Annotated in this window: 18 protein-coding genes; 14 read left to right on the forward strand and 4 right to left on the reverse strand. The window is 69.4% G+C overall.

Annotated elements, in window-relative coordinates:
- The first annotated feature begins 11 nt into the window (after positions 1-11).
- The 3 genes from ACWGO6_RS13905 to ACWGO6_RS13915 all read left to right on the forward strand — a co-directional run bounded on the left by ACWGO6_RS13905 (position 12) and on the right by ACWGO6_RS13915 (position 3,016).
- Positions 12-860 carry a spermidine synthase gene (locus tag ACWGO6_RS13905; protein WP_452326978.1) on the forward strand — a complete coding sequence of 283 codons (849 nt, stop codon included), beginning with the start codon at positions 12-14 and terminating at the stop codon, positions 858-860.
- Between the two features lie 78 nt (positions 861-938).
- Complete coding sequence (locus ACWGO6_RS13910) at positions 939-2,354, forward strand: DUF222 domain-containing protein (protein ID WP_452326979.1); 1,416 nt, start codon at positions 939-941, stop codon at positions 2,352-2,354.
- A 53-nt stretch (positions 2,355-2,407) separates the two neighbouring features.
- Entirely contained in the window at positions 2,408-3,016 is a 609-nt protein-coding gene (locus tag ACWGO6_RS13915; protein WP_136041470.1) for an AAA family ATPase, read from the forward strand.
- 73 nt (positions 3,017-3,089) lie between these two features.
- On the opposite strand, the gene ACWGO6_RS13920 is transcribed toward ACWGO6_RS13915, so the two are convergent.
- The 4 genes from ACWGO6_RS13920 to ACWGO6_RS13935 all read right to left on the reverse strand — a co-directional run bounded on the left by ACWGO6_RS13920 (position 3,090) and on the right by ACWGO6_RS13935 (position 8,322).
- A complete protein-coding gene (locus tag ACWGO6_RS13920; RefSeq protein ID WP_136041469.1) occupies positions 3,090-4,208 on the reverse strand; it encodes a substrate-binding domain-containing protein in 1,119 nt (372 codons plus the stop codon).
- A gap of 62 nt (positions 4,209-4,270) precedes the next feature.
- Positions 4,271-5,638 (reverse strand): multiple monosaccharide ABC transporter permease, encoded by a 1,368-nt coding sequence (gene mmsB, locus ACWGO6_RS13925; RefSeq protein WP_136041467.1) that lies wholly within the window; start codon positions 5,636-5,638, stop codon positions 4,271-4,273.
- Complete coding sequence (mmsA, locus tag ACWGO6_RS13930; protein ID WP_452326980.1) at positions 5,635-7,248, reverse strand: multiple monosaccharide ABC transporter ATP-binding protein; 1,614 nt, start codon at positions 7,246-7,248, stop codon at positions 5,635-5,637. The genes mmsB and mmsA overlap by 4 nt, the downstream gene beginning before the upstream one ends.
- A 60-nt stretch (positions 7,249-7,308) precedes the next feature.
- Positions 7,309-8,322: a LacI family DNA-binding transcriptional regulator gene (locus ACWGO6_RS13935; RefSeq protein WP_136041465.1), complete on the reverse strand. Its 1,014-nt coding sequence runs from the start codon at positions 8,320-8,322 to the stop codon at positions 7,309-7,311.
- 182 nt (positions 8,323-8,504) lie between these two features.
- On the opposite strand from ACWGO6_RS13935, the gene ACWGO6_RS13940 reads away from it, so the two are divergent.
- The 11 genes from ACWGO6_RS13940 (at position 8,505) to menC (ending at position 24,534) form a co-directional block, all read left to right on the forward strand.
- Positions 8,505-9,989 carry an amidohydrolase family protein gene (locus ACWGO6_RS13940; protein ID WP_452326981.1) on the forward strand — a complete coding sequence of 495 codons (1,485 nt, stop codon included), beginning with the start codon at positions 8,505-8,507 and terminating at the stop codon, positions 9,987-9,989.
- 143 nt (positions 9,990-10,132) lie between these two features.
- Positions 10,133-11,521: a serine hydrolase domain-containing protein gene (locus ACWGO6_RS13945; RefSeq protein WP_136041462.1), complete on the forward strand. Its 1,389-nt coding sequence runs from the start codon at positions 10,133-10,135 to the stop codon at positions 11,519-11,521.
- Positions 11,518-12,429 (forward strand): serine hydrolase, encoded by a 912-nt coding sequence (locus ACWGO6_RS13950; RefSeq protein WP_452326982.1) that lies wholly within the window; start codon positions 11,518-11,520, stop codon positions 12,427-12,429. The genes ACWGO6_RS13945 and ACWGO6_RS13950 overlap by 4 nt, the downstream gene beginning before the upstream one ends.
- Positions 12,430-12,493: 64 nt before the next feature.
- Entirely contained in the window at positions 12,494-14,089 is a 1,596-nt protein-coding gene (locus ACWGO6_RS13955) for an ABC transporter substrate-binding protein (RefSeq protein WP_452326983.1), read from the forward strand.
- A 21-nt stretch (positions 14,090-14,110) separates the two neighbouring features.
- Entirely contained in the window at positions 14,111-15,109 is a 999-nt protein-coding gene (locus ACWGO6_RS13960) for an ABC transporter permease (RefSeq protein WP_136041461.1), read from the forward strand.
- On the forward strand, positions 15,106-17,052 hold the full coding sequence (locus ACWGO6_RS13965) for a dipeptide/oligopeptide/nickel ABC transporter permease/ATP-binding protein (RefSeq protein WP_452326984.1): 1,947 nt from the start codon (positions 15,106-15,108) through the stop codon (positions 17,050-17,052). Before ACWGO6_RS13960 ends, ACWGO6_RS13965 begins: the two co-directional genes overlap by 4 nt.
- Positions 17,049-18,092 carry an ABC transporter ATP-binding protein gene (locus tag ACWGO6_RS13970; RefSeq protein ID WP_452326985.1) on the forward strand — a complete coding sequence of 348 codons (1,044 nt, stop codon included), beginning with the start codon at positions 17,049-17,051 and terminating at the stop codon, positions 18,090-18,092. The genes ACWGO6_RS13965 and ACWGO6_RS13970 overlap by 4 nt, the downstream gene beginning before the upstream one ends.
- Positions 18,093-18,111: 19 nt before the next feature.
- Positions 18,112-21,444 (forward strand): serine hydrolase, encoded by a 3,333-nt coding sequence (locus tag ACWGO6_RS13975; protein WP_452326986.1) that lies wholly within the window; start codon positions 18,112-18,114, stop codon positions 21,442-21,444.
- A complete protein-coding gene (locus ACWGO6_RS13980) occupies positions 21,444-22,559 on the forward strand; it encodes a M20 family metallopeptidase (RefSeq protein WP_136041457.1) in 1,116 nt (371 codons plus the stop codon). Before ACWGO6_RS13975 ends, ACWGO6_RS13980 begins: the two co-directional genes overlap by 1 nt.
- The gene (locus ACWGO6_RS13985; protein WP_452326987.1) at positions 22,556-23,431 is read left to right on the forward strand and encodes a hypothetical protein; all 876 of its coding nucleotides are present in this window, start codon (positions 22,556-22,558) and stop codon (positions 23,429-23,431) included. The genes ACWGO6_RS13980 and ACWGO6_RS13985 overlap by 4 nt, the downstream gene beginning before the upstream one ends.
- A complete protein-coding gene (gene menC / locus ACWGO6_RS13990; protein ID WP_452326988.1) occupies positions 23,428-24,534 on the forward strand; it encodes an o-succinylbenzoate synthase in 1,107 nt (368 codons plus the stop codon). The genes ACWGO6_RS13985 and menC overlap by 4 nt, the downstream gene beginning before the upstream one ends.
- Positions 24,535-24,627 lie beyond the last annotated feature (93 nt).

The raw sequence follows: 24,627 nt of genomic DNA on the forward strand, positions 1-24,627 counted from the left end.
AAAATCGACGGGTGCCAAGTAAACGCCGGGTGTTCTCGCTCATGCTCGACGACCGCAAGGCGAAACTGGTGCAATCGAGAAGGCGACCCGGTCGCTACGAGCTCAGCGTCGATGGGATCCCGCAGTCCGTCGTCTCGATGACGGACCCCACCGAACTCGAATACGCCTATACCCAGCACATCGCCCGGGCCATGGATGCCGCAGTCGAGCCCGGTGCACCGCTGTTCACCGCGCACCTGGGAGCCGGGGCGCTCACGCTGGCACGCTACGTCGAGGCCACGCGTCCCGGGTCGCCCCAGCTCGTGGTCGAGTTCGAGCCGGCTCTCTATGAGGCGGTGATCGCCGCGCTCCCCCTGCCTCCCGGCGCGGATGTGCGCGTCATCTTCGGTGATGCACGAGCGGTCGCCGACGCGGAGATCTCGGACGATTGGGCGGATGCGCGCTTCACCGTCGTCGACCTCTGGGATGCCGCCGTCATCCGACATCACGTGGCGAGTCAGGAGTTCTACCGCCGGGTCGCCGCACGCTCCGCCGCAGACGGTGTGGTGGCGGTGAACCTGCTCGACGGGCATCCGTTCGAGTATTCGCGGCGACAGGCGGCCACCCTGAGAAGCGTGTTCGCTCATGTCGCCGTCGTGCTCGACGCCGAACCGCACGACGACGAAGGACCGCTCGGCAACGTCGTCGTCTTCGCGAGCGATGAGCCGCTGGCCGTGGTGACGAGCCCCGCTCTTCTCGGCACGCCGCGACCTCACATGCTCCACGACGGCGAGCTGACGTCGTGGATCGCCGACGCGCGCATCATGACCGACGCCGACGGCACGGACTCCCCCGACCCCGACGACCCCATCTGGGACTAGCGCACGCAGCGACGAGCGGATGCCGGAATCCCGGTGAACATAGTTTCGAATGTCGGTGGTCCGTGATGGACTGAAGTCATGACCGCACTACTCGACGCGACAGATTCCCAGATGGCGATGCTCGCCGAACTGGTGGCGTCGCTCGAGGCGGCGGAGGCGACGCTGAGCAGCATGCAGGCCGCGCGCGACGGCATGCTCGCGATGGCCGGCCGCCTGGCGATCGACATCGCCCGCGGGGCCGCACATCCCGATCATGGCGACATGGCGATCCGCACGGTGGCAGCCGAGATCGGCGCCGCCCAGCATCTCAGCGACCGCACGATCGAGCGGCGGATGGCCGATGCCTCCTGGCTCGTCGAGCGCTTCCCAACGGTGTGGGAGGCGCAGGGCGCCGGGCGCATCAGTGGCGCGCATGCGCGAGTGATCGTCGAAGCGGGCGCCCACCTCGACGATGCCGCCGACCGCGCCGCCTACGCCGCCGAGGCGGTGGCGATCGCCGAGACCGAGTCTCCGAATCGGCTGCGGCGTCTCGTGCGGCGACTGGCCGAGGGCTTCCAGGCGCGGACGGTCACGGAACGGCACCGCGAGGCCCGCAAGGGGCGGCGCGTCCGGACGAGAGATCTCGACGACGGGATGGCCGAGCTCGGCGCCCGGGGGCCGGCCGCACTCATCCACGGCATGTTCGACCGGCTCTCGCAGATGGCGCATGCGGTGAAGAAAGACAACGTCCAACACGAGAAGGCCCGAGCGGCTGAAGAAGCCGGTTCCGACAGCCATCCGGCAGACGACCGCACGATCGACCAGTTGCGGGCCGACCTCCTCGCCGACCTCCTGCTCACGGGAACGCCCGCGGGACACGACACGACCGACGGGCTGCTCGGCGAGATCCAGGCCCGCGTCGAAGTCTCCGTGCCGGTGATGTCGTTGATGGACGACGACCGGAAGACGGCGGATGCTGCGGCTTTCGTGCATGCGCCCGGTGATGCAGCATGCGGAATCTCGCGCGATTCCCTGCCACCCGCCCTGCTCGACGGCACCACGCCGATCGACATCACCACCGCCCGCACGTTGGCAGGCTCTGCCGTGGGCTGGGATCGCGTGCTGACGCATCCGATCTCCGGCGCCATGCTCGCGGTCGACCGCTACCGGCCGAGCGAGCAGTTGCGGCGGCATCTTCGCGCGCGGGATCAACGGTGCCGATTCCCCGGGTGTGGGATCGCGGCGCGGAAGTGCGACCTCGACCACAATCACGCGGCCTCGACCGGGGGCGCGACCACGGATGTGAATCTCGCGGCGTTCTGCCGACGACATCACATGCTCAAGCACCACTCCCCCTGGCATGTGGAGCAGCGAGCGGGCGGCGTGCTGGAGTGGACGAGTCCGACCGGACGCACGTACGTCGACCGCCCGCCGCCGCAGAACACGGTGGTGTTCACGGAGTCGGGGCGAGAGTCCGATGCAGCAGACGCAGACACGGTGCCCGTTCCGTTCTGAGGCGCGCTTCCAGCAACCCGGTTTCATCGTCCGATCACGAATAGGGTGTGGTCGTGAAGGAATCGATGGATCACGATCACACAGCATTCGTGGGTGTTCGCGACCAGACGGAGCGAGGATGCTGCGTGTTCGTGAACGGTCTCCCCGGATCCGGCAAGTCGACCTACGCCCGGAGCTTCGTGAAAGGCCGACGCGGCTGGCTCAATCTGGACGTTGACATTCTGCGTGGCCTTCTGGGAACGGCTTCTGTGGATTTCGTGCGGGCCGGCGCCGAAGTCCAGCCGCTCGCGTTGGCGGTCCTCCGAGCACACATCGCGTCCGGCGGGAACGTCATCTTCCCCCAGCTCTTCTACGCGCCCGAAGAAGCCTCTGAGTTCGAAGCGGTCGTCGTGGACGCTGGCGGAACTGTTCTGCGCACAGTGCTCCGTGAAGAAGTCGGCGAATGCTGGCGTCGGGTAGAGAAACGGGCTCAGCACGTTCCCACCGAATCCGTCGAAAGCCGCATCCTCCAGCTGCTCATCGAAGCCGGCGGAGCGACCGAGCTGGAGCGGATCGAGGAGCAGCTGTCCGCCTGGTCGGACCTCGCCGATCCGCCCGTTGCTCTCACCTCGGCGACGACGCACGAAGAACTCGCGGCGCTCGCGCGCGCTAAACGCGGATGACAACGACGAACCGTCCGGACCCGAAGGCCCGGACGGTTCGCGTGTCCGTGAGGACTGTTAGGTCACTGCGGGATTACTCGTACGACTTCACGATCTCGAGGAGGCTCGGGACGTTGGCGTATGCCTCGGCCGCGTTCTCCTTCGTGACGATGACCGGCGGCAGCAGGAAGGCGGGAACGACCTTCACGCCGTTGTCGTACTGCTCTTCGTCGTTCACGTCGACCTCTTCGCCCTTCTGGAGCTGGCCGACCATCTTGATCGACTGCTCGACGAGGAGCGTGGTGTCCTTGTTGATCGTGGAGTACTGGATGCCCTCCATGATCGACTTCACCGACTCGACCTCGGAGTCCTGGCCGGTGACGACCGGGACGTCCTTGCCCGCACCCTGCACCGAGGTGATGATGGCGCGAGCGAGCGTGTCGTTCGGGGACAGGACGCCGTCGAGCGCCTCAGAGCTGTACGTCGACGTGAGGATCGAGTCCATGCGGCGCTGTGCGTTCTCGGCCTTCCAGCCCTCGGTCGCCGTCTGGGCGATCTCGGTCTGTCCGGACACGACCTTCAGCGTGCCGTCGTCGATCTTCGGCTGGAGGACCTCCATGGCGCCGTTGAAGAACACCGCGGAGTTCGCGTCATCCGGCGAGCCCGAGAACAGCTCGATGTTGTACGGAGCCTCGTGGCCCGCACGCTCGGCGAGACCGTCGAGCAGAGCCTGACCCTGGAGCTTGCCGACCTCGAAGTTGTCGAACGCGACGTAGTAGTCGACGGCCTCCGTGTTCTCGATCAGACGGTCGTACGCGATGACGGCGACACCGGCGTCGCGGGCGGCCTCGACCTGCGTCGCGAGCTGCTTGCCGTCCTTGGCACCGATGATGATGACCTTGGCACCACCGGTGACCATCGCCTGGATCTGGTTCTGCTGCTCGGCGACCGTGTTGCTGGCCGGCGCGTACTGCACGTCGGCCTTGAACCCGGCCTTCTCGAGACCGTCGGTGAACAGCTGACCGGCGAGGACCCAGTTCTCCGAGGTCTTGTCGGGGAGAGCGACACCGATCGTGGCGTCTGCGGCGAAGCCTGCTGCCGCCTCGTCGCCGCCATCGGCTCCGGTGTCTCCGCCACGCTCCGAGGAGCAGCCGGTGAGGGCGAAAGCGCCCACGGCGACGATCGCTGTCGCCGTAAGAAGCATCTTCTTCATGTGATCTCTTTCTCTGGTGTGTGTGGGTCTCGACGCGTGTGCGGTGCGCGACTCGACCCCTACTATCCGCGCGTCTCGTCGACGGCGGGGGCTTCGTACTTCTGGTTGGTGGGGTAGTTCGCCTTCGGGTCGAACGTGTCGGTCATCGGGTCTTCCTTGCGGCCGAAGCGACGCGTGAGGAAGCCGATGATCGACGGGCGGCCCTGCTGCTTGTTCCAGACGTCGACACCGACGGCGAACAGGAGCACGAGGCCCTTGATCATCGACACGACGTCGGCACCGGCGCCCAGCAGGGCGAGGCCGTTGTTCAGGAACGCCATCACGAGACCACCGATGATCGACCCGATCACGGTTCCGATACCGCCCGAGACGGCCGCGCCACCGATGAACACCGAGGCGATCGCATCCAGCTCCCAGCCGTTGCCGTCCTGCGGCCCCGAGGCCGTCGCCCTGGCGACGTAGATCATGCCGGCCAGCGAGGCGAGCACCGACATGTTCATCATCACGAAGAAGTCGACCCAGCGGTCCTTCACACCCGACAGGCGCGCGGCCTGCCGGTTGCCGCCGACCGCGTAGATGTGTCGGCCGAACACGGTGTTGTTCGTGATGAACGAGTAGAGGATGACGAGCGCGAGCAGGATGATGCCCGAGATCGGGAAGCTGGTGCCCTCACGGCCGGTGGCGAACAGCCATCCCGCGACGAGGATCACGGCCGAGATCAGCACGACCTTGGTGACGCTCACCCAGAGCGGCGCCATGTCGGCACCCATCTTGTGCTGGATGCGGCGGGTACGGATCTCCCAGAACACGATCCACGCGACGCCCAGCAGCGCGAGCAGCATGGTGAAGACGTTGAAAGGCACCGGGATGAACGGCAGCTCCGGCAAGTAGCCGGCGCCGATGACCTTGAAGCCCTGCGGCACCGGAACCGACTGCGAGTCGCCGACCCACTGGTTCGCGCCGCGGAAGAACAGCATGCCCGCCAGCGTCACGATGAACGCCGGCACCCCCACATACGCCACCCAGAACCCTTGCCAGGCACCCACGAGCACGCCGACGCCGAGGCCGAGGAGCACGCCGAGCGGCCAGGGGAGGTTCCAGTCGGCCATGGCCTTCGCGACCACGATGCCGGTGAACGCGGCTACCGAGCCGACCGAGAGGTCGATGTGCCCCATGATAATGACCATCACCATGCCGATCGCGAGGATCAGGATGTACGAGTACTGGTTGACGACGTTGATCAGGTTGCCCGACGAGAGCGTCAGACCGGTGCCCTTGAAGATCCAGGTGAGCACCTGGAAGACGACCAGGATCACGACGAGGCTGCCCAGGATGCCGAACTGGCGGAGGGTCGACTGGCCGCCCCCGAACATCTTCGTGATGTCCTTGAAGTGGAAGCCGCGCTTCGTTGCGGTGGTGTCGGTGGTCATGCGGATGCTTTCTGGTTCGTGGAGGTCATGCTGCGCATGAGGTCCTCGGGTGTCGCCTGGTCGGCCGGGATGCAGTCGGTGACCCGACCTTCGAAGACGGTGTAGATGCGGTCGGAGATGCCGAGCAGCTCGGGCAGCTCGCTGGAGATGACGATGACGCCCTTGCCTTGAGCTGCGAGCTGGTTGATGATCGCGTAGATCTCGTACTTCGCGCCCACGTCGATGCCGCGGGTCGGCTCGTCGAGGATCAGCAGGTCGGGGTCGGTGAACATCCACTTCGCCAGCACGACCTTCTGCTGGTTGCCGCCGGACAGCTTGCCGACCCCCTCCTCTACCGAGGGCGTCTTGATGCGCAGGGCCTTGCGGTAGTCCTCCGCCACGGCGAACTCGGCGCGCGCATCGACCACACCGCGCTTGGCGATCTTGGAGAGCTTGGCGGCGACGACCGAGCGCTTGATGGTGTCGAGCAGGTTGAGCCCGAGCACCTTGCGGTCCTCGCTGACATACGCCAGGCCGTGCTTGATCGCGGACGACACGTCGTGGAGCGCGACCTCCTGCCCGTCCTTGATCAGGGTGCCGGAGAGGAAGGTGCCGTAGGAGCGGCCGAAGATGCTCATCGCGAACTCGGTGCGCCCGGCGCCCATGAGTCCCGCGATGCCGACGACCTCGCCCCGGCGGACGTTGATGCTCGAGCCCTTGACGACCATGCGCTCCGGGACGGTCGGATGCTGCACCCACCAGTCCTTGACCTCGAAGAACACCTCGCCGATCTCGGGCGTGCGGTCGGGGTACCGGCTCTCCAGCGAGCGGCCGACCATCCCGCGGATGATCCGGTCCTCGTTGATCTCGCCGCGCGAGATGTCGAGCGTCTCGACCGTGCGGCCGTCTCGGATGATCGTGATCTCGTCGGCGATCTGCTCGATCTCGTTGAGCTTGTGGCTGATCATGATCGACGCGATGCCCTTGGCCTTCAGGCCGAGGATCAGGTCGAGCAGGTGCTGGGAGTCGTTCTCGTTGAGCGCGGCGGTCGGCTCGTCGAGGATCAGGAGCTTGACCTCCTTGTTGAGCGCCTTCGCGATCTCGATCAGCTGCTGCTTGCCGACGCCGAGCGTCTTGATCTGCGCATCCGGGTCCTCGCTCAGCCCGACGCGGGCGAGGAGCTCGATCGTGCGCTCCTTCTGCGCCTGCCAGTCGATGCGGCCGCCGCGGGCGATCTCGTTGCCGAGGAAGATGTTCTCGGTGACCGAGAGTTCCGGGATGAGCGCGAGCTCCTGGTGGATGATCGCGATGCCGGCCTGCTCGCTGGCGACGATGTCCTTGAAGCGCTGCTCCTCGCCGTACAGCAGGATCTCGCCCTCGTAGGTCCCGTACGGGTACACGCCGGAGAGGACCTTCATCAGGGTGGACTTGCCGGCGCCGTTCTCACCGCAGATCGCGTGGATCTCTCCTGCGCGGACGGTGATCGAGACATCGGCCAGCGCCTTGACGCCCGGGAACTCCTTGGTGATGCTGCGCATCTCCAGGATCGGGCCTGACACGGTCGGCAACGTTGCAGTAGTGCTCACGGATCTTCCTCGCGACGTGCGGTCACCTTCGATGTGACCGTTCACATCGGTATATCGTCGTCTTCCGTCGGACCCATGTCAAGTCCGCGCGGCGATTTCGTGTCGCTACCGTGATGCGGCGGATTCGCGCGCACGCAGGATCGTCTGCAGCGGGCCGAACTCCGGCACCTGCTCACCCCTGATCTGGGCGAGCAGGATCCGCACGGCCCGACGTCCGAGCTCGGGGAAGTCCTGGTGCACGGTGCTGAGCGATGGAGCCACATGTGCCGCGACGGGAATATCATCGAAACCGATCACGCTCACGTCGTGCGGGACACGCATTCCGGAGTCGCGGAACCCGTGCATCAGCCCGATCGCCATGAGGTCGTTCGCCGCGAACACGGCGGTGAAGTCGCGGCGGAGAGCGAGCTCCTTGCCCGCGAAGTACCCGAAATCCGCGGTCCAGTCGCCGCGGATCGGGGGGAACGTCGGCAGATCCGCCTCGCGCAGTCCGTCGAGATAGCCGCGCATACGCGACTCGGCCTCGATCCAGTCCTGCGGCCCCGCGAGGTGCAGGATGTCGCTGTGGCCGAGCGAGATCAGGTGCTCCGTGGCCGCCCTGGCGCCGGCGACCTGGTCGGCGGAGAGGCTCACCCCATCCGAACCGGAAGCCGTCTGCAGCGTGACGAACGGCATGTCGACGGACATGCCGCGCAGGACATGGAACACCCGTACCTGCGGCGCGAGCACCACGATCCCGTCCACCTGCTCACGCGAGAGCTGCCGCACCGCGTTGCCGATCGCCTCCGGAGTCGTGGCGGGAAGGTTCAGGGTCGAGACCGAGTAGCCCTCCTCGCGCGCCGCATCCTCGATGCCGGCGATGGACGACGTCGGACCGAATTCGCCGATCGTCGCCGAGAGGATGCCCAGCATGTTCGACTTGCTGGTGACGAGTGCCCTCGCCGCGAGATTCGGCCGGTAGTCGAGCACGGCGATCGCGTCGAGGACCTTGGCCTTCGTCTCGGGACGGATGCTCGGATGATCGTTCAGCACCCGGGACACGGTCTGATGGGAGACCCCGGCGAGCCGCGCGACATCGCGGATGCTGGGCAGGCGCGCGCGCTCGGAGGCGGTGGACATCACTTCGCCTCCTCGCGTGTGCACGGTCACATCGTCACATTCATTATGTCTGCTGGGACGCGCGGACGCACCTCTCCGCGCCCCGTCGAGCGCGTCTCCGGTTGTGCGGGGGCACGGGAAGGTGCGCGGGGTTTCGTCGAACTGCACCGGAACCGCCTCCCGCCGCGTGGCATCGTGACAGCGTGGACACTCTGCTGCGCGGCGGGCGCGTCATCGACCCGAAGACCGGATCCGATCGGATCGCCGACCTCCTGATCGCGGACGGACGGGTGGCCGCCGTGGGCGACGACCTCGCCGCACCGGCCGGTGCCGACATCGTCGACGCCACGGGTCTCATCGTCGGCCCGGGATTCGTCGATCTGCACAGTCACGTCCACTCCATCGCCGGACAGCGGCTGCAGGCGATGGACGGCGTCACCACCGCACTCGACCTCGAAGCCGGCCTCATGCCGATCGCCGAAGCCCTCGCCCGCGCCGCCGCCGACGGACGCCCCCTGAACTACGGGTTCTCCGCATCCTGGTCGCAGGCGCGGGCGTACGCCCACCTCGACCGGGTGCCCGTCGCCGACTTCACCGCGTCGATGGACCTGCTCGGGAAGCCCGAGTGGCAGCGCGCCTCCTCCCCCGCCGAACGCCGCCGCTGGCTCAGCCTGCTCGAAGATGAGCTCGGCGCGGGAGCCCTCGGGATCGGCGTGCTCATGGGCTACGCGCCCCGCTCCGATCCGGACGAGTACCTCGACCTCTCCCGGCTCGCCGCCGCCGCACACGCTCCCACCTTCACGCACGTGCGCGAGCTGATCGAGGCCGATCCCCGCACCCCGATCGACGGCTCGGAGGAGCTGGTCCGCGCCGCCGCCGAGACGGGTGCCGCGATGCACCACTGCCACGTGAACAGCACCTCGCTGCGCCACATCGACCGCGTGCTCGCCCTGCTCGACCGCAGCCGCGCCGCCGGCTCGCGCGTGACGGTCGAGGCCTATCCCTACGGTGCGGGCAGCACGGCGATCGGCGCGTTCTTCCTCGCTCCGGAGAAGCTCAAGGGTCTCGGCATCACCCCGACCTCGCTCGTCCTCGTGGACACGGGCGAGCGCATCGCCGACGAGGCGCGGCTGCGCGAGGTACGGGCGACCGACCCCGGGGCCACGTGCATCGTGACCTTCCTCGACGAGGCCGACCCCTTCGACCGCGCGCACCTGCACCGCGCGCTCGCCTACCCCGACTCGATCGTCGCGAGCGACGCGATGCCCGTCTCGTGGGTGGAGGCCGACGGACGCACCGTGTACGAGCAGCGAGAATGGCCCCTCCCCTCGGGCGGGCACACGCACCCGCGCACGGCGGGGACGTTCACGAAGTCGCTGCGTCTGATGGTCGTCGAGAGCGGGACCTGGAGCTGGGGCGAGGCATTCCGGCGCTGCGCCTACCTGCCGGCGCGCGTGCTCGATGAGGTCTCCTCCGGGATGCGGGGCAAGGGACACCTGTCGGTCGGTGCCGACGCCGACATCGTTGTACTGGACCCGGCGACGCTCACCGACCGGGCGACCTACTCCGACCCGACCAGACCCTCCCGGGGCATCCGCCAGCTCTACGTACACGGCGTCCCCGTCGTGCACGCCGGGGAGATCGTGCCCGACGCCCTCCCGGGGCGTGCCGTCCGAGGAGACGCATGAAGCGCTGATCCTTCGTCCTGGCGAACCAAGGTGCGCGCAAGTCTCGTCGCCGGGCACCAACGGCCCGGCGGAGCACGCGAATAGTCTCGGCCCCATCGCCGTCGCCCCGAATGCGACGACCCACTCGATGTAGAGGAGCGCACGTGTCCGACCTGAACGAAATCGGCAGCTGGGTGCGGGAGAACCTTCCCACGATGCTGGCCGACGCGCACATCCCCGCGGCATCCGTCGCGATCCTGTCCGGAGGCGAGATCTTCACCACCGCCGCCGGCATCCTGAACCGCAACACCGGTGTCGAGGCCGACGTCGACTCGGTCTTCCAGATCGGCTCGATCACGAAGACCTGGACGGCGACGCTCATCATGCAGCTCGTCGACGAGGGTCTGCTCGACATCGACGCCCCGGTGCGCGACACCGTGCCCGCGTTCGCGATCGGCGACGACGCGGCGGCGAGCGCGATCACCGCTCGGCAGCTGCTGAGCCACGTGAGCGGTTTCGAGGGCGATCTGTTCAACGACACCGGAGTGGGCGACGACGCCGTGGAGAAGTACCTCGCCACGATCGCCGATGCCCCGCAGCTCTTCGCCCCCGGCGAGCGCTTCTCGTACAACAACGCCGCGTTCGTCGTGCTCGGCCGCATCGTCGAGGTGCTGCGCGGCACGTCCTACGATCAGGCGCTCCGCACCCACCTCGCCGGTCCGCTGGGGTTGACCCACGTGGCCACCACGGCGTCCGAGGCGATCATGTTCCGCGCCGCGCTCGGGCACATCCCCGCAGAGGGCAGCGACGAGCCGGTGCCCGCTCCGGTGTGGAGCCTCGTGCGCTCCAACGCTCCGGCCGGATCGATGCTCGCCATGACGGCGCACGACCTGGTGAGCTATGCCCGGATGCACCTCGACGGCGGCGTCGCCTCCGACGGGACCCGCGTGCTCTCGGAGCAGAGCGTGCGGGCGATGCAGGAGCGGCAGGTCGACCTTCCCGAGCTCGGTCTGATGGGCGACGCCTGGGGCCTGGGCTGGGAGATCTTCGACTGGGAAGGCGGCCCGGTGATCGGCCACGACGGCGGCACGATCGGGCAGAACGCGTTCCTGCGGATGGTCCCCTCCGCAGGGGTCGCCGTGGCGGTCCTCACCAACGGCGGGCAGACGGTCGACGCCTACCACGCCATCACCTCCCGGGTGCTCGAGGCGCTGGCCGGGGTCACGATGCCCGCCCTGCCCACGATCCCCGAGACGCCGGTCGAGATCGACGTGGACCGCATCCTCGGCACGTATTCGTCGTCGGTCTCCGACTCGACGGTGCGACTCGACGACGACGGCCGCATCTGGCTGGAGCGCACCATGAAGGGGATCTTCGCCGAGCTCGGCCCGGCACCGGAGCCGGTCGAGCTGGTCGGCTGGACGAGGGACACGCTGCTCCCCCGCAAGCAGGAGCACGGGATGCGCATGCCGCACGCCTTCGTCGGCGACGACGGCACCGGACGCGCCCTGTACCTGCACACGGGACGCGCCGACCGCCGGGTCGACGCGTGAGCACGGTCACGGCGCCGGAGTCGGCGATCTCGTCCGACATCCAGGAGATCTTCACGGATGCCGGCGCCACCGGTTTCCTGCACGCACGGGAGATCGGCGTCGAGGGCGGCGCGGAGGTGAGCGTCGGCGCCGACGAGCCCGTGGTGCTCGCCTCGGTGTTCAAGATCCTCGTCCTCACCGCCTACGTCCGCGCGGTCGCCGCCGGTGAACTCGACCCGACCGAGCGGACCACCGTGACGGCGCGCTACCGCATCGGCGGCGTGGGCACGGCCGGCTTCGCGGACGACGTCGTGGCCAGCTGGCGCGACCTCGCGCTGAACATGATGACGATGAGCGACAACGCCGCGACCGACGTCCTCTACCACCGCCTCGGCACGGAGGCCGTGAACCGGGTGATCAGCGATCTGGGGCTCAGGCAGACGCGACTCATCGGATGCTGCGAAGACCTCTTCGCCTCGGTCATCGCCGATCTGGGCGGTGCGGCCGACAGCGATCTGGACGAACTCTTCGAGGGCGCGACGGCCGAGCAGATCCTCGCGCTCGACGCGGTGCATCCCGTCAAGACCTCGCACTCCACGCCGCGTGACGTCACCACGCTACTGAACGCACTGTGGACGGACACGGCGGCGTCGGCCAAGGCCTGCCGCCAGGCGCGCGAGATCATGGCGCTGCAGGTCTGGCCGCACCGGCTGACCTCCGGCTTCCCGCCCGGGGTCCGCATCGCGGCGAAGACCGGCACCCTCCCCACCTGGCGCAACGAGGCCGGTGTCGTCACCTATCCCGACGGCCGGCAGTACGCCGTGGCCGTCTTCACCCGCGCTGCATCGCTCGCCGACAGGCAGCCCCTCGTGGACGCCTCGATCGGTCGCGCGGCCTTCTCCGCCGTCGAGCACCTGCGCGCACTCTGATCTGCACCCGCCCCACCCCCTGCACCACCACCTGCACCATCCCGAACACTGCTGGAGGCTTCTGATGCGTTCTCGTACCCCGCTGATCGCGCTGCTCGGCGCTGCGGCGCTCGCCCTGACGTCCTGTGCCGCAGGCGCTTCCCCCGGCGGCGGAGACGCTCCCGAGGGCGTCCTCGCCGACGGCAAGACCTTCACCTCGGTGATCTCGACCGACCCGGGCAGCCTGGATCCGTTCGTGACCGTGATGTCCGTCGCCCGCTCGATCGACCGCTTCCTTTACGCGCGCCTCGTGGAGGTCTCGGAAGACGGCAGCATCGCCTCCGGCCTGGCCGAGAAGTGGGAGGCGGACACGACGACCGCGACCTTCACGCTCCGAGACGACCTCTCGTGCGAGGACGGCACTCCCCTGACGGCGACCGACGTCGCAGCGAACATCACCCACATCGGCGACCCCGCGAACGGCTCGCCGCTCATGGGCCTGCAGGTGCAGCCCGGAACAGCCGCGGTCGGCGACGACGACGCCGGCACGGTCACCGTCACCAGCGGACGACCGGACTCGTTCCTCATCGAGAACATCGGCAGCATCTCGATCGTCTGCGGCACCGTGATCGATGACCCGGATGCGCTCGCGAAGGGTGAGGGCTCGACGGGGATGTTCACCATGACCGAGATCGCACCCAACAGCCAGTACACCCTCACCCGCCGGGACGACTTCGCCTGGGGCCCGGGCGACTGGGACCCGGAGCAGAAGGGCCTGCCGGACACCGTCGTGTTCCGCGTCGTGCCCAACGAGACCACCGCGACCAACCTGCTGCTGTCTGGTGAGGTCAACGCGGCCCTGGTGATCGGCCCGGACACCGCACGAGTGGAGGACGCCGGACTCTTCCACACCTCGATCGAGACCCCCGGCGGGTCCTTCACCTTCAACCAGGCGGAAGGGCGACCCACGGCCGACCAGGCGGTGCGCGAGGCGCTGATGCAGGCGGTCGACCTCGAGCAGATGCGCCAGGTCATCGGCAGCGGCAAGGCGACGGTGCCGACCGGACTCGTCACGGTGTCGCCGAACCCGTGCCGGGCGGACACCGTCTCGGGGCACCTCCCCGAGCTGGATGTGAAGGCAGCCGCCGCGGCACTCGACGACGCCGGGTGGGAAGCCGGCTCCGACGGGGTGCGTGCCAAGGACGGCGAGACGCTCACCCTGCGGATGATCTACTCCTCGCAGCTCGGAGATGCCGGCAACGCCGCCGCCGAACTCGCACAGGCGGCCTGGAAGGACCTCGGCGTCGACATCAGCGTGACCGCCGTCGACTCGCCGACCCTTAGCGAGGTGCTGTTCTCCACCGGCGACTGGGACATCTCGGCGGCGCCGCTGACGGTCTCGCTGCCGAGCATGCTCGTGCCGTTCTACTCCGGACCGACGCCCCCGAACGGCACCAACTACGCCTCGATCGACAACCCCGACTACACCGCCGCCGTCACCGCGGCATCCGCCGAAGGCGGGAACGAGGGCTGCGACGACTGGGCCGCCGCGGAGGAGGCACTGTTCGAGACGACCAGCGTCGTGCCGTACGCGAACATCACGCGGTCGACCTTCGCGACCAAGGCGACCTTCACCGAGGGCGACGGCATCGACCCCACGTCGATCCGCATGTACGAGTAGATCTGGGACCGGAGGCAGCCGATGGCCAGCACCACCGCCACGCAGGCGATACTGATCAGATCCGCACGGTCGGACAACCCCTGGGTGTCCTTCCTGGTCCGTCGCGGAGGGCAGTTCCTGCTCTCGGTGTGGGTGCTGGTCACGGCTGCCTTCCTCATGATCCACCTCGTGCCGGGCGACCCGGTGCGAGCCGCGCTCGGGCTGAACGCCCCGACCGAGCTGGTCGAGGCCAGACGCGCCGCGCTCGGGCTCGACCAGCCGCTGATCGTGCAGTACTTCCGCTACATCGGCGGTCTGTTCACCGGCGACATGGGCACATCGATGATCACCAGCCAACCGGTGTCGGAGATCATCGCCACCCGACTTCCGGCCACCCTCCAGCTCGCCCTCCTCGCGGTGCTCCTCGTGCTGCTGGTCTCGGTCCCGCTCGGGGTGACGATGGCCGTCCTCACCCGAGGCGGGCGGCGGCGCGGCCTCGAGCTGGCGTTCGCGACCGGGTCGGTGATCCTGGCCGCGATTCCCGAGTTCCTCCTCGCGGTCGGACTCGTTTATGTGTTCGCGGTCTCCCTCGGCTGGTTCCCGGTCGCCGGCAACACCGCGCCGTTCGCACTCGTCCTCCCCGTGGTGGCGCTCGCGGTCGGACCCATCGCGGTCTTCTCGCGCATCATCCGCGTCGAGGTGCTCTCGGTGCTCGGCCAGGACTTCATCCGCACCGCGCGCGCCAAGCGGCTCGCCCCGCACCGCATCTACTCGCGCCACGCGCTGCCGAACGCCATGACGGCGACCCTCACGCTCACCGGCCTGCTCCTGACGGGCATGGTCGCCGGGACCGTGCTGGTCGAGAACGTCTTCGCCTGGCCGGGCCTGGGCACCATGATCGTGCAGTCGATCCTCACGAAGGACTACTCCGTGGTCCAGGGGATCGTGCTCGTCTACGGCGTCGGCGTCCTCGTCGTGAACCTCGTGATCGACGTGATCCTCGCCCTCCTCGACCCTCGATCCACCATCCGGGAGGCATGATGTCGGCACGTACGGCCTGGTCGGGCATCGTCCGGTCACCACTGGGCATCACCGCTCTCAGCCTGATGCTGCTCGTCGCCCTGGGCGCGATCTTCGCCCCGATGATCTGGGGCGCGCAGGCCGAGCAGGTGAACCCCACCGAGATCACGCAGGGACCGAGCGCCGCACACCTGCTGGGCACCGACACGCTCGGACGCGACGTGCTCGCCCGCGTGCTGGTCGCCACCCGGCTCTCCGTGGTGCTCGCCGTGATCGCCGTGATCATCGGCGTCGTCGCCGGCACGCTGCTGGGCACCGCGCCATCCGTGCTCCCGCGGTGGCTCGGCCGGCCGATCGTCGGCTTCGTGAACATCGCGGTCGCTTTCCCCGGTCTCCTGCTCGCCCTGTTCTTCGCGGTCATCTTCGGTGTCGGCTCCACGGGCGCCGTGCTCGCGATCGGTTTCGCCATGGCCCCGCAATTCGCCCGGCTGACACAGACCCTGTCGGCCGCGATCGCCGGCCGCGACTTCATCTCCGCCGCGCAGGTGGCCGGCGTCTCGCGCATGCGCATCCTGATCCGGCACATCCTGCCGAACATCGGCGAACCGCTCATCGTGAACGCGACCGTGGCGGCCGGTTCGGCACTGCTCGCCTTCGCGGGTCTGTCATTCCTCGGGCTGGGCGTCCAGGTGCCCGAGTACGACTGGGGTCGCCTGCTCGGCGAGGGTCTGAACCGCATCTACCTCAACCCGGCGGCAGCGCTCGGACCCGCGGTGGCCGTGGTGATCGCCGGCCTCGCCTTCAACCTCCTCGGCGAGACCGCGGCGGCGGCGCTCGGGGGTCGTTCCGCTCGACGCCGTCGGCCCCTCCCCACGATCGTGCGTCCCGGCGGCGCTCAGCCCGCGCCGGTCGACGGCGGCGAGGCGGTGCTCGTCGTCGACGACCTCCGCGTCTCCTTCCCGACGCCGGCCGGCTGGGTCACCCCGGTGCGCGGCGTCTCGTTCACGGTGGCTCGGGGAGAAGCCATCGGCGTGGTCGGCGAATCCGGGTCGGGCAAGAGCCTCACCGCCCTCGCCGCCGCCCGCCTGATCGAGCGCCCGGGCGATGTCACCGCCGCGCACCTGGACTTCTGCGGCACTCCGCTGCTGACGACATCCGACCGCGCCGTGCGGAGCCTGCTCGGCACCTCGCTGGCGATGGTGTTCCAGGATCCGATGACCTCGTTCAACCCGACCAGGAGGATCGGATCGCAGCTCGCCGAGGCCGCCTCCGAACACCAGGACATCACCCGGAAGCAGGCGATGGACCGGGCGGTCGAACGCCTGCAGTCGGTGCGCGTGCCCGCGGCCGCACGACGCGCCCGCCAGTACCCGCACGAGTTCTCCGGCGGTATGCGGCAGCGGGCGATGATCGCCATGGGCCTCATGAACCACCCGCGCCTGATCATCGCGGACGAGCCCACCACGGCGCTCGACGTGACCGTGCAGCGACAGGTGCTGCAGCTGCTGGCGGGAGTACGGCGCGACACCGATGCCGCGATCCTGCTCATCAGCCACGACATCGCGGTCGTCGCGCAGACGTGTGATCGGGTGCTGGTGATGTACGCCGGTCGCATCGTGGAGGACCTGCCGGCGGCCACCCTCCACACCGACGCCCGGCACCCGTACACCCGCGCACTGCTCGAGGTCGTGCCCGAGCTCGACGCCGACCGCCGGGAACCGCTCAAGGTGATCCCCGGTCGACCACCGGCACCGGGTGCCTTCCCCGCGGGATGCGCGTTCGCCGCCCGCTGCCCGCTCGCCACCGATCTCTGCCGAGAGACCGATCCCGAACTCGTGGCGGATGCCGAGGGGCATCGGGTCGCCTGCTGGCATCCGGTCAGCGGCGAGGCGCCGGTCCCGGTGGCCATCGCGACAGTTGCTGATGAGACGGCTGCGGAAGAGGAAGAGACGGTCCTGCGATGAGCGAACTGCGTTTCGATCAGGTCAGCGTCCGGTACGGCACGCATCGATCCGGCCTCACGGCCGTCGACGACGTGAGCCTCACGGTCCCGTCGGGTTCCGTCGTCGGGCTCGTGGGCGAGTCGGGTTCCGGGAAGTCCACGCTCGCTCGCGCCGCGATCGGCCTCGCGCCCATCAGTGAGGGCTCGATCACCCTCGACGGCGTGGACGTGCGCAGCTTCCGCCGACGTCGCCCGATCCAGATGGTGTTCCAAGACCCGTTCTCCTCGCTCGACCCGCGCATGACGATCGGCGAATCCATCGCCGAGGCCCTCCCCCGTGGCGTCCGCGGAGCGACCGCCCGCCGCGCCGAGGTCGCCCGCCTGCTCGACCTGGTGAGCCTCGACGCCGACCGCGCGCAGTCGCTCCCGGCGGCGCTCTCCGGCGGGCAGCGTCAGCGCATCGCCCTGGCCCGTGCTCTCGCCGCCCGGCCCGAGGTCGTGATCGCCGACGAGATCACCTCGGCGCTCGACGTGTCGGTGCAGGGTTCCGTCCTGAACCTCGTGCGGGAGCTCCGCAGCGAGCTCGACCTGACGATGCTGTTCATCTCGCACAACCTGTCGGTCGTGCGCTATCTGAGCGATCACATCGCGGTGATGTACCTCGGCCGCATCGTCGAGTTCGGACCGACGGAGCAGGTCCTCGCCGACCCGCAGCACCCCTACACGCGGGATCTGCTGGAGGCGGCGCCGACCCGGCACGGGAACCTCCTGGCCGTCGATCCGCTGGCCCCCGTCGACGTGGAGCCCGCCGATCCGCATGCGCCGCCGAGCGGATGCCGCTTCCACCCGCGGTGCCCGATCGGACCGGCGGCACGCCCCGATCGCCCGCTCTGCGTGATCGCGGAACCTCCCCTGCCCACGGGCGCCGCGGGCGCGGCCTGTCATTTCGCGGGGCTGCCCGCGGACGCGCCGCTCGGAACTGTGCCCATCTCCCAAAGCGCCGCCACGGTTTCGGCCGCGCAGACAACACCAGCCGCGCTCACAGCGGACACAGTGAACTGACCATCCGATTGGAGCTCCCATGAACCGTGTCACCGTCGACGACCTGCTCTCTGTCCGCACCCCCGAGCAACCGGCACTGTCTCCCGACGGCGCCCGCATCGCCTTCGTGCTGCGGACGACTGATCGCGACGGCGACCGGGACACGCGCGCCCTGTGGCAGGTGCCGACGACCGGCGGCGACCCCGCCCCGCTCACGCACGCGACCGCCGACTCGACTCCGGTGTGGAGCCCCGACGGGTCGCAGCTGGCGTTCCTGCGCGCGCAGGACGGACCGGCGCAGATCTGGCTCCTCCCGGCCGGCGGCGGCGAGGCCCGCGGCCTCACGACCCTTCCGCTCGGCGCCGGCACGCCGACCTGGAGCCCCGACGGGTCGCGCATCGCCTTCACCGCCCCCGTCGACAGCGCCGCACTCCCCGGCGAGACCGCGGAGACGATCCTCGCCCGGCGCTCGGCACCGGCCGCCGCCGACCGCCTGGGCTACAAGGCCGACGGCGCGGGCAACCTCGGCACCCTCGTGCAGCAGCTGCACGTTCTGGACGTCGCCTCGGAGAAGGTCACCGTGCTGACCCACGGGCGCTCCCACGCGTCCGACCCGTTCTGGTCGCCGGACGGCGCGCGGATCGCCTACTCCACGAGCGTCGAGGACGACGCGGACCTCACGATGCGGGTCCCCGTGTTCGTGCGCTCCTCCACCGACCCGAACCGGGAGGCAGTGCAGGTGAGCGCCGCCGACGTGCAGGCGACGGCCGTGGGCTGGACGCCGGACGGTCAGTTCGTCGTCGCGGCCGGGCGCACCGACACGGAGGTCGGCAACGCGGACCTGCTGCTGTTCCCGGTCGGCGGCGGCGAACCGCGGAGCATCACGGGAAGCCTCGACCGCAACGTCATGCCGGGTGGTCCCGGCTACCCCGGTGGCATGCCGCAGTTCGCGGACGGCGGGGAGATCGTGTTCTGTCTGCGTGACAACGGCTACACGCATGTGTACCGCGTGGCGCCGGACGGCACGGGCGCCACAGCCCTCGTGGACGGCACGGCGAACGTGTCGGGGCTGTCGGTGGCAGCATCCTCCGCCGCGATCGTGCTCGCGACGCCGGAGTCGTTCGGCGACGTCGCGCTCCTCGACCTCGCCGACGGCACGACGCGGGTGCTCACCGACTACGGCACGCCCGACCTCGACCTCGTCGTCGCCGAGGAGCGCCGCTTCAGGATCTCGGACGGCACGGTCGTGACCGGATGGCTGCGCCGCGACCCCGATACCGCCGGTCCGCAGCCGCTGCTGCTCGACATCCACGGCGGTCCGCACAACGCCTCCAACGGCGCTGCCGACCTCACTCACCCGTACCACCAGGTGCTCGCGCGCCGCGGCTGGACGATCCTCACCCTCAACCCGCGCGGGAGCGACGGCTACGGCGACGAGTTCTTCTCCGCGGTCTCCGGCGGCTGGGGTGTGAACGACGCGAACGACTTCCTCGAGCCGATCGACCAGCTCGTCGCCGAGGGCATCGCGGACCCGACCCGGCTCGCCGTCACCGGCTACAGCTACGGCGGCTACATGACCTGCTTCCTCACCTCGCGCGACGACCGCTTCGCGGCGGCGGTCGCCGGCGGTGTCGTCACCGATCTCCTGTCGATGGGAGGCACCTCCGACTTCGGTCACTACCTCTCCGCGAAGGAGAACGGCGGCCTGCCCTGGCGCGACGCCGAGCGCATCGCGGCGCAGTCCCCGTACACACACGTCGACCGGGTCACCACTCCCACCCTGATCCTGCACGGCGCGGCCGACGACCGCTGCCCCGTGGGTCAGGCCGAGCAGTGGTTCTCGGCGCTGCGCGAGCGCGGTGTGCCCACCCGACTGGTGCTCTACCCCGGCGGGTCGCATCTGTTCCCGCTCTCCGGCAAGCCCTCGCACCGGGCCGACTTCTCGCAGCGCGTGATCGACTGGGTCGAGCAGTACGCCCCGCCTGCCGGAAAGCCCGTGCGCGCCCGCCTCGACGCCCGGCACTGGCAGCAGCGACTGAGTGCGCTGGCCGAGGCGCACAAGGTCCCCGGTGCGACGCTCGGCATCCTGCGCCTCGGCGAGGAGCCGGTGTATGCGCATCACGGCATACTCAACGTCCGCACGGGCATCGAGACCACCGACGACTCCGTGTTCCAGATCGGCTCGATGGGCAAGGTGTGGACCGCGTCGGTGGTCATGCGGTTGGTCGACGAGGGAAAGCTCGACCTCGACGCCCCGATCGTCGACTATGTGCCGGAGTTCGCCTCGTCCGACCCCGAGGTCACGCGCACCGTGACCATGCGCCACCTGCTCAGCCACACGAGCGGCATCGACGGCGACGTGTTCACCGACACCGGACGCGGCGACGACACGCTCGAGAAGTACGTGGCGCTGCTCGACGGCGTCGCCCAGAACCACCCGCTCGGGGCGACCATGTCGTACTGCAACTCGGGCTTCGTGCTCGCCGGGCGGGTGATCGAGAAGATCACCGGCACGACCTGGGACCAGGCCATGCGCGATCAGCTGTTCACCCCGCTCGGTCTCACCCACTCCTCGACTCTTCCGGAGGAGGCGATCATGTTCCGGGCCGCGAGCGGCCACACCGTGGTCGGCGAGGACGGACCCGAGCTCGCCCCGGCGTGGATGCTGCCCCGCTCGATGGGCCCCGCGGGGCTGATCAACTCCACGACCGCCGACATCCTCGCGTTCGCCCGTATGCACCTCACCGGCGGTCTCGCGGCCGACGGCACCCGGGTGCTCTCGGAGGCGAGCGTGAGCCGCATGCAGCAGCACGAGGTCGATGTGCCCGACCCGTACTCCCTCGGCGACAGCTGGGGCATCGGGTGGATCCTCTTCGACTGGGACGGCCGCAAGCTCATCGGGCACGACGGCAACACCATCGGGCAGTCGTCGTTCCTGCGCATCCTCCTGGATGAAGGCGTGGCGGTGACGCTGCTGAGCAACGGCGGCAACACCCGGGACCTCTACGACGCGCTGTTCGGCGAGATCTACGCCGAGCTCGCCGACCTCACCATCCCCGCGGGGCTCGTGCCGCCCGAGCAGCCCTTCACGGATGACTTCTCCGAGTTCGAGGGCGTCTACGACCGTTCGGGCGTGCGCACCGAGATCTTCCGCGACGAGGACGGCCTGCGCATGCGCACGACCCTCAACGGGCCGCTCGCCGCGATGCTCCCCGACCCCGTCCAGGAGCATCCGCTGGTGCCCGTCCGCCGCGGCGAGTTCGTCATGCGACCGGAGGGCGAACAGGCCTGGCACGCCGTGGTGTTCTACTCCCTGCCCAGCGGCGAGCGCTATCTGCACCACGGCGTCCGCGCGGCGCCGAAGGTGTCGTGATGACGGTGCAGGCGGACGTGGACCTCGACCTGGTCCTCGCCGACATCGGGACCCTCGTCTCCTGCGAGTCGCCGTCCGACGACCTCGATGCCGTCGCCCGCAGCGCCGATGTTCTCGCCGAGCTCGGCGAGCGACTGCTCGGCGCGGCTTCCGAGCGGATCGTCCTCGACGGTCGCACGCATCTGCGGTGGCGGTTCGGGGAGCCTCGGGTGCTGCTCCTCGGACACCACGACACGGTCTGGCCGCTCGGATCGCTGCGGCGGCATCCCTTCCGGATCGAGGACGGTGTGCTCCGCGGCCCCGGATGCTTCGACATGAAGACCGGCGTCGTGATGGCGCTGCACGCCGTGGCGGCGCTGCCCGACCGCATGGGCGTCAGCATCCTCATCACGGGCGACGAGGAGCTCGGCTCCCCCAGCTCGCGTGCGCTGATCGAGCAGGAGGCGATCGGCTGCACAGCGGCTCTCGTCCTCGAGGCCGCTGCCGACGGCGGGGCGGTGAAGATCGCGCGCAAGGGCGTGTCGCTGTACCGTGTGCACGCCTCGGGTCGCGCGGCCCATGCGGGCCTGGAGCCGGAACGCGGTATCAACGCCGCGGTCGAGGCCGCGCATCTGCTGCTCGCGGTCGAGGAACTCGGCGACCCGGTGGCCGGCACCACCGTGACCCCCACGCTGGTGCGTGCGGGCAGCACCACGAACACCGTGCCCGCCGACGCGGAGTTCGCGGTCGACGTGCGGGTGCGGACCGTCGCGGAGCAGGAGCGCGTGGACGCGGCGATCCGGGCGATCCCGACGAGACTCCCCGGATCGTCCGTGCGCGTGGAAGGCGGACCCAACCGCCGTCCGATGGAGCGGGAATCCTCAGCCGGCCTGTTCGCTCAGGCGGTCGCCATCGCCGAGCGGTCGGAGTTGACACCGTTCGAGGGAGTCGCCGTCGGCGGCGCTTCCGACGGCAACTTCACCGCGGGGCTCGGAGTCCCGACGCTCGACGGCCTCGGCGCCGTGGGAGGTGGCGCGCACGCCGACGACGAGCACGTGATCGTCGCGATGATCCCGGAGCGCATCCGGCTCCTGCGGGGACTGATCTCCGCAGCGCTGGCCGGTGAGAGGGCATGAGCGTGACGGACGCGGCGGCGCAGAGCGCCTCACCGGAGGAGGCCGCCGATGCAGCGACCGCGGCCGCCGCGACGGCGGGGGTGGAGATCCGGCTGCTGAATGACGTGGACGATTTCACGCGGGTCGCGGAACTGTTCCAGAGCATCTGGACCAAGCAGGGCGAGAACTCCCCCGTGAACGTGGAGACCCTGCGGGCGCTGTCGAAGGCGGGCAGTTACGTGGGCGGGGCCTTCGAGGGCGATGAGCTGGTGGGAGCCTGCTTCGGGTTCTTCGCCGCCCCGGAGCAGCGCGCGCTGCACAGCCACATCGCCGGGGTCTCCTCGCGCATGCGGGGGCGCAGCGTCGGCTTCGCACTGAAGGTGCATCAGCGCGCGTGGGCGCTGCAGGAGGGACTCGACGAGATCTCCTGGACGTTCGATCCGCTCATCAGCCGGAATGCGCACTTCAACCTCGTGAAGCTCGCTGCCGCACCCACTTCGTATCACCGCAACTTCTACGGGCACATGGCCGACGCGCTCAACGGCGCGGACGACACCGATCGGATGCTGGTGACCTGGTACGTGCGCGACCCCCAGGTGGTCGCGGCCAGCCACGGGGAGTCGACCACGGTCGGCCACGAGGCCGCGGAGGCCGAGCCGCTGCTCAGCGTCGGCGAAGACCTCGGACCGCTGCGGCATCGCACCGAGGCACGATTCGTGCGGGTGGCGCTGCCGCGCGACATCGAGTCCCTGCGCCTCTCCGAACCCGCCCGAGCGACCGCCTGGCGCCTGGCACTGCGCGAGACGCTCGGATCTGCGCTGGAGGGCGGAGGGCGTGTGCTCTCGTTCGACCGCTCCGGCGCGTACACCATCGACAGAGGAGTACAGGGATGAAGCTCACCGGATTCGAGCTGCGTGTGATCGAGATGCCGCTGGTGTCGCCGTTCCGGACGTCGTTCGGCGTACAGACCGTGCGCGAGGCGCTGATCGTGCGCGCCGTCACCGACGAGGCGGAGGGCTGGGGCGAGGGCGTCGCGATGAACGACCCGCTGTACTCCTCCGAGTACGTGGAAGCGAGCGTCGACGTGATCACCCGGTTCCTGCTGCCGGCGCTGGCGCAGGTGGAGGACCTGGATGCCGGCGGTGTGGCTCCGGCTCTCGCGAAGTTCAAGGGGCACCGCATGTCGAAGGCCGCCGTCGAGCTGGCGCTCCTCGACGCCGAGCTGCGGGCCACGGGCGTGCCCCTCTCCCGCGAGCTGGGTGCCGTGCGCGACCGCGTCGACTGCGGTGTCTCGGTCGGCATCATGGACTCGATCCCCGAGCTGCTCGACGCGGTCGACGGCTACCTCGACGAGGGCTACGTGCGCATCAAGTTGAAGATCGAGCCGGGCTGGGACATCGATCCGGTCCGTGCGGTGCGGGAGCGCTTCGGTGACGACGTGCTGCTGCAGGTCGACGCGAACACCGCCTACCACCGGGGCGATGCCCGGCATCTCGCCAAGCTCGACCCGTTCGACCTCCTCCTGATCGAGCAGCCGCTGGACGAGGAGGATCTGCTCGGCCACGCCCAGCTCGCGAAGGCGATCACGACGCCGGTGTGCCTCGACGAGTCGATCGTGTCGGCGCGCGCCGCAGCCGACGCCATCGCCCTGGGTGCCTGCTCGATCGTGAACATCAAGCCGGGGCGCGTCGGCGGCTACCTGGAAGCCCGTCGCATCCACGACGTGTGCGTGGCCAACGACATCCCCGTCTGGTGCGGCGGCATGCTCGAGACCGGGATCGGCAGGGCGGCGAACGTCGCACTCGCGGCGCTGCCCGGCTTCACGCTCCCCGGCGACACGTCGGGCTCCGGCCGTTACTACTCGCGCGACATCACCGAGCCGTTCGTCGTGGAGGACGGCACGCTCGCGGTGCCCACCGGGCCGGGGATCGGCGTGACCCCGGATGCCGCTGCGCTGGACGCGGTGACGGTGCGCACGGAGTGGATCACCTTCTGAGCTGATGCAATGCGGGGCACGACGAGCCTGTCGAGATCGACCAACTGTCGCTACGATTTCGTCGTGCCCCACAGATCGCTCCCCGCCGGTCGC

The organism is Microbacterium sp. NPDC055665, from assembly GCF_053618035.1.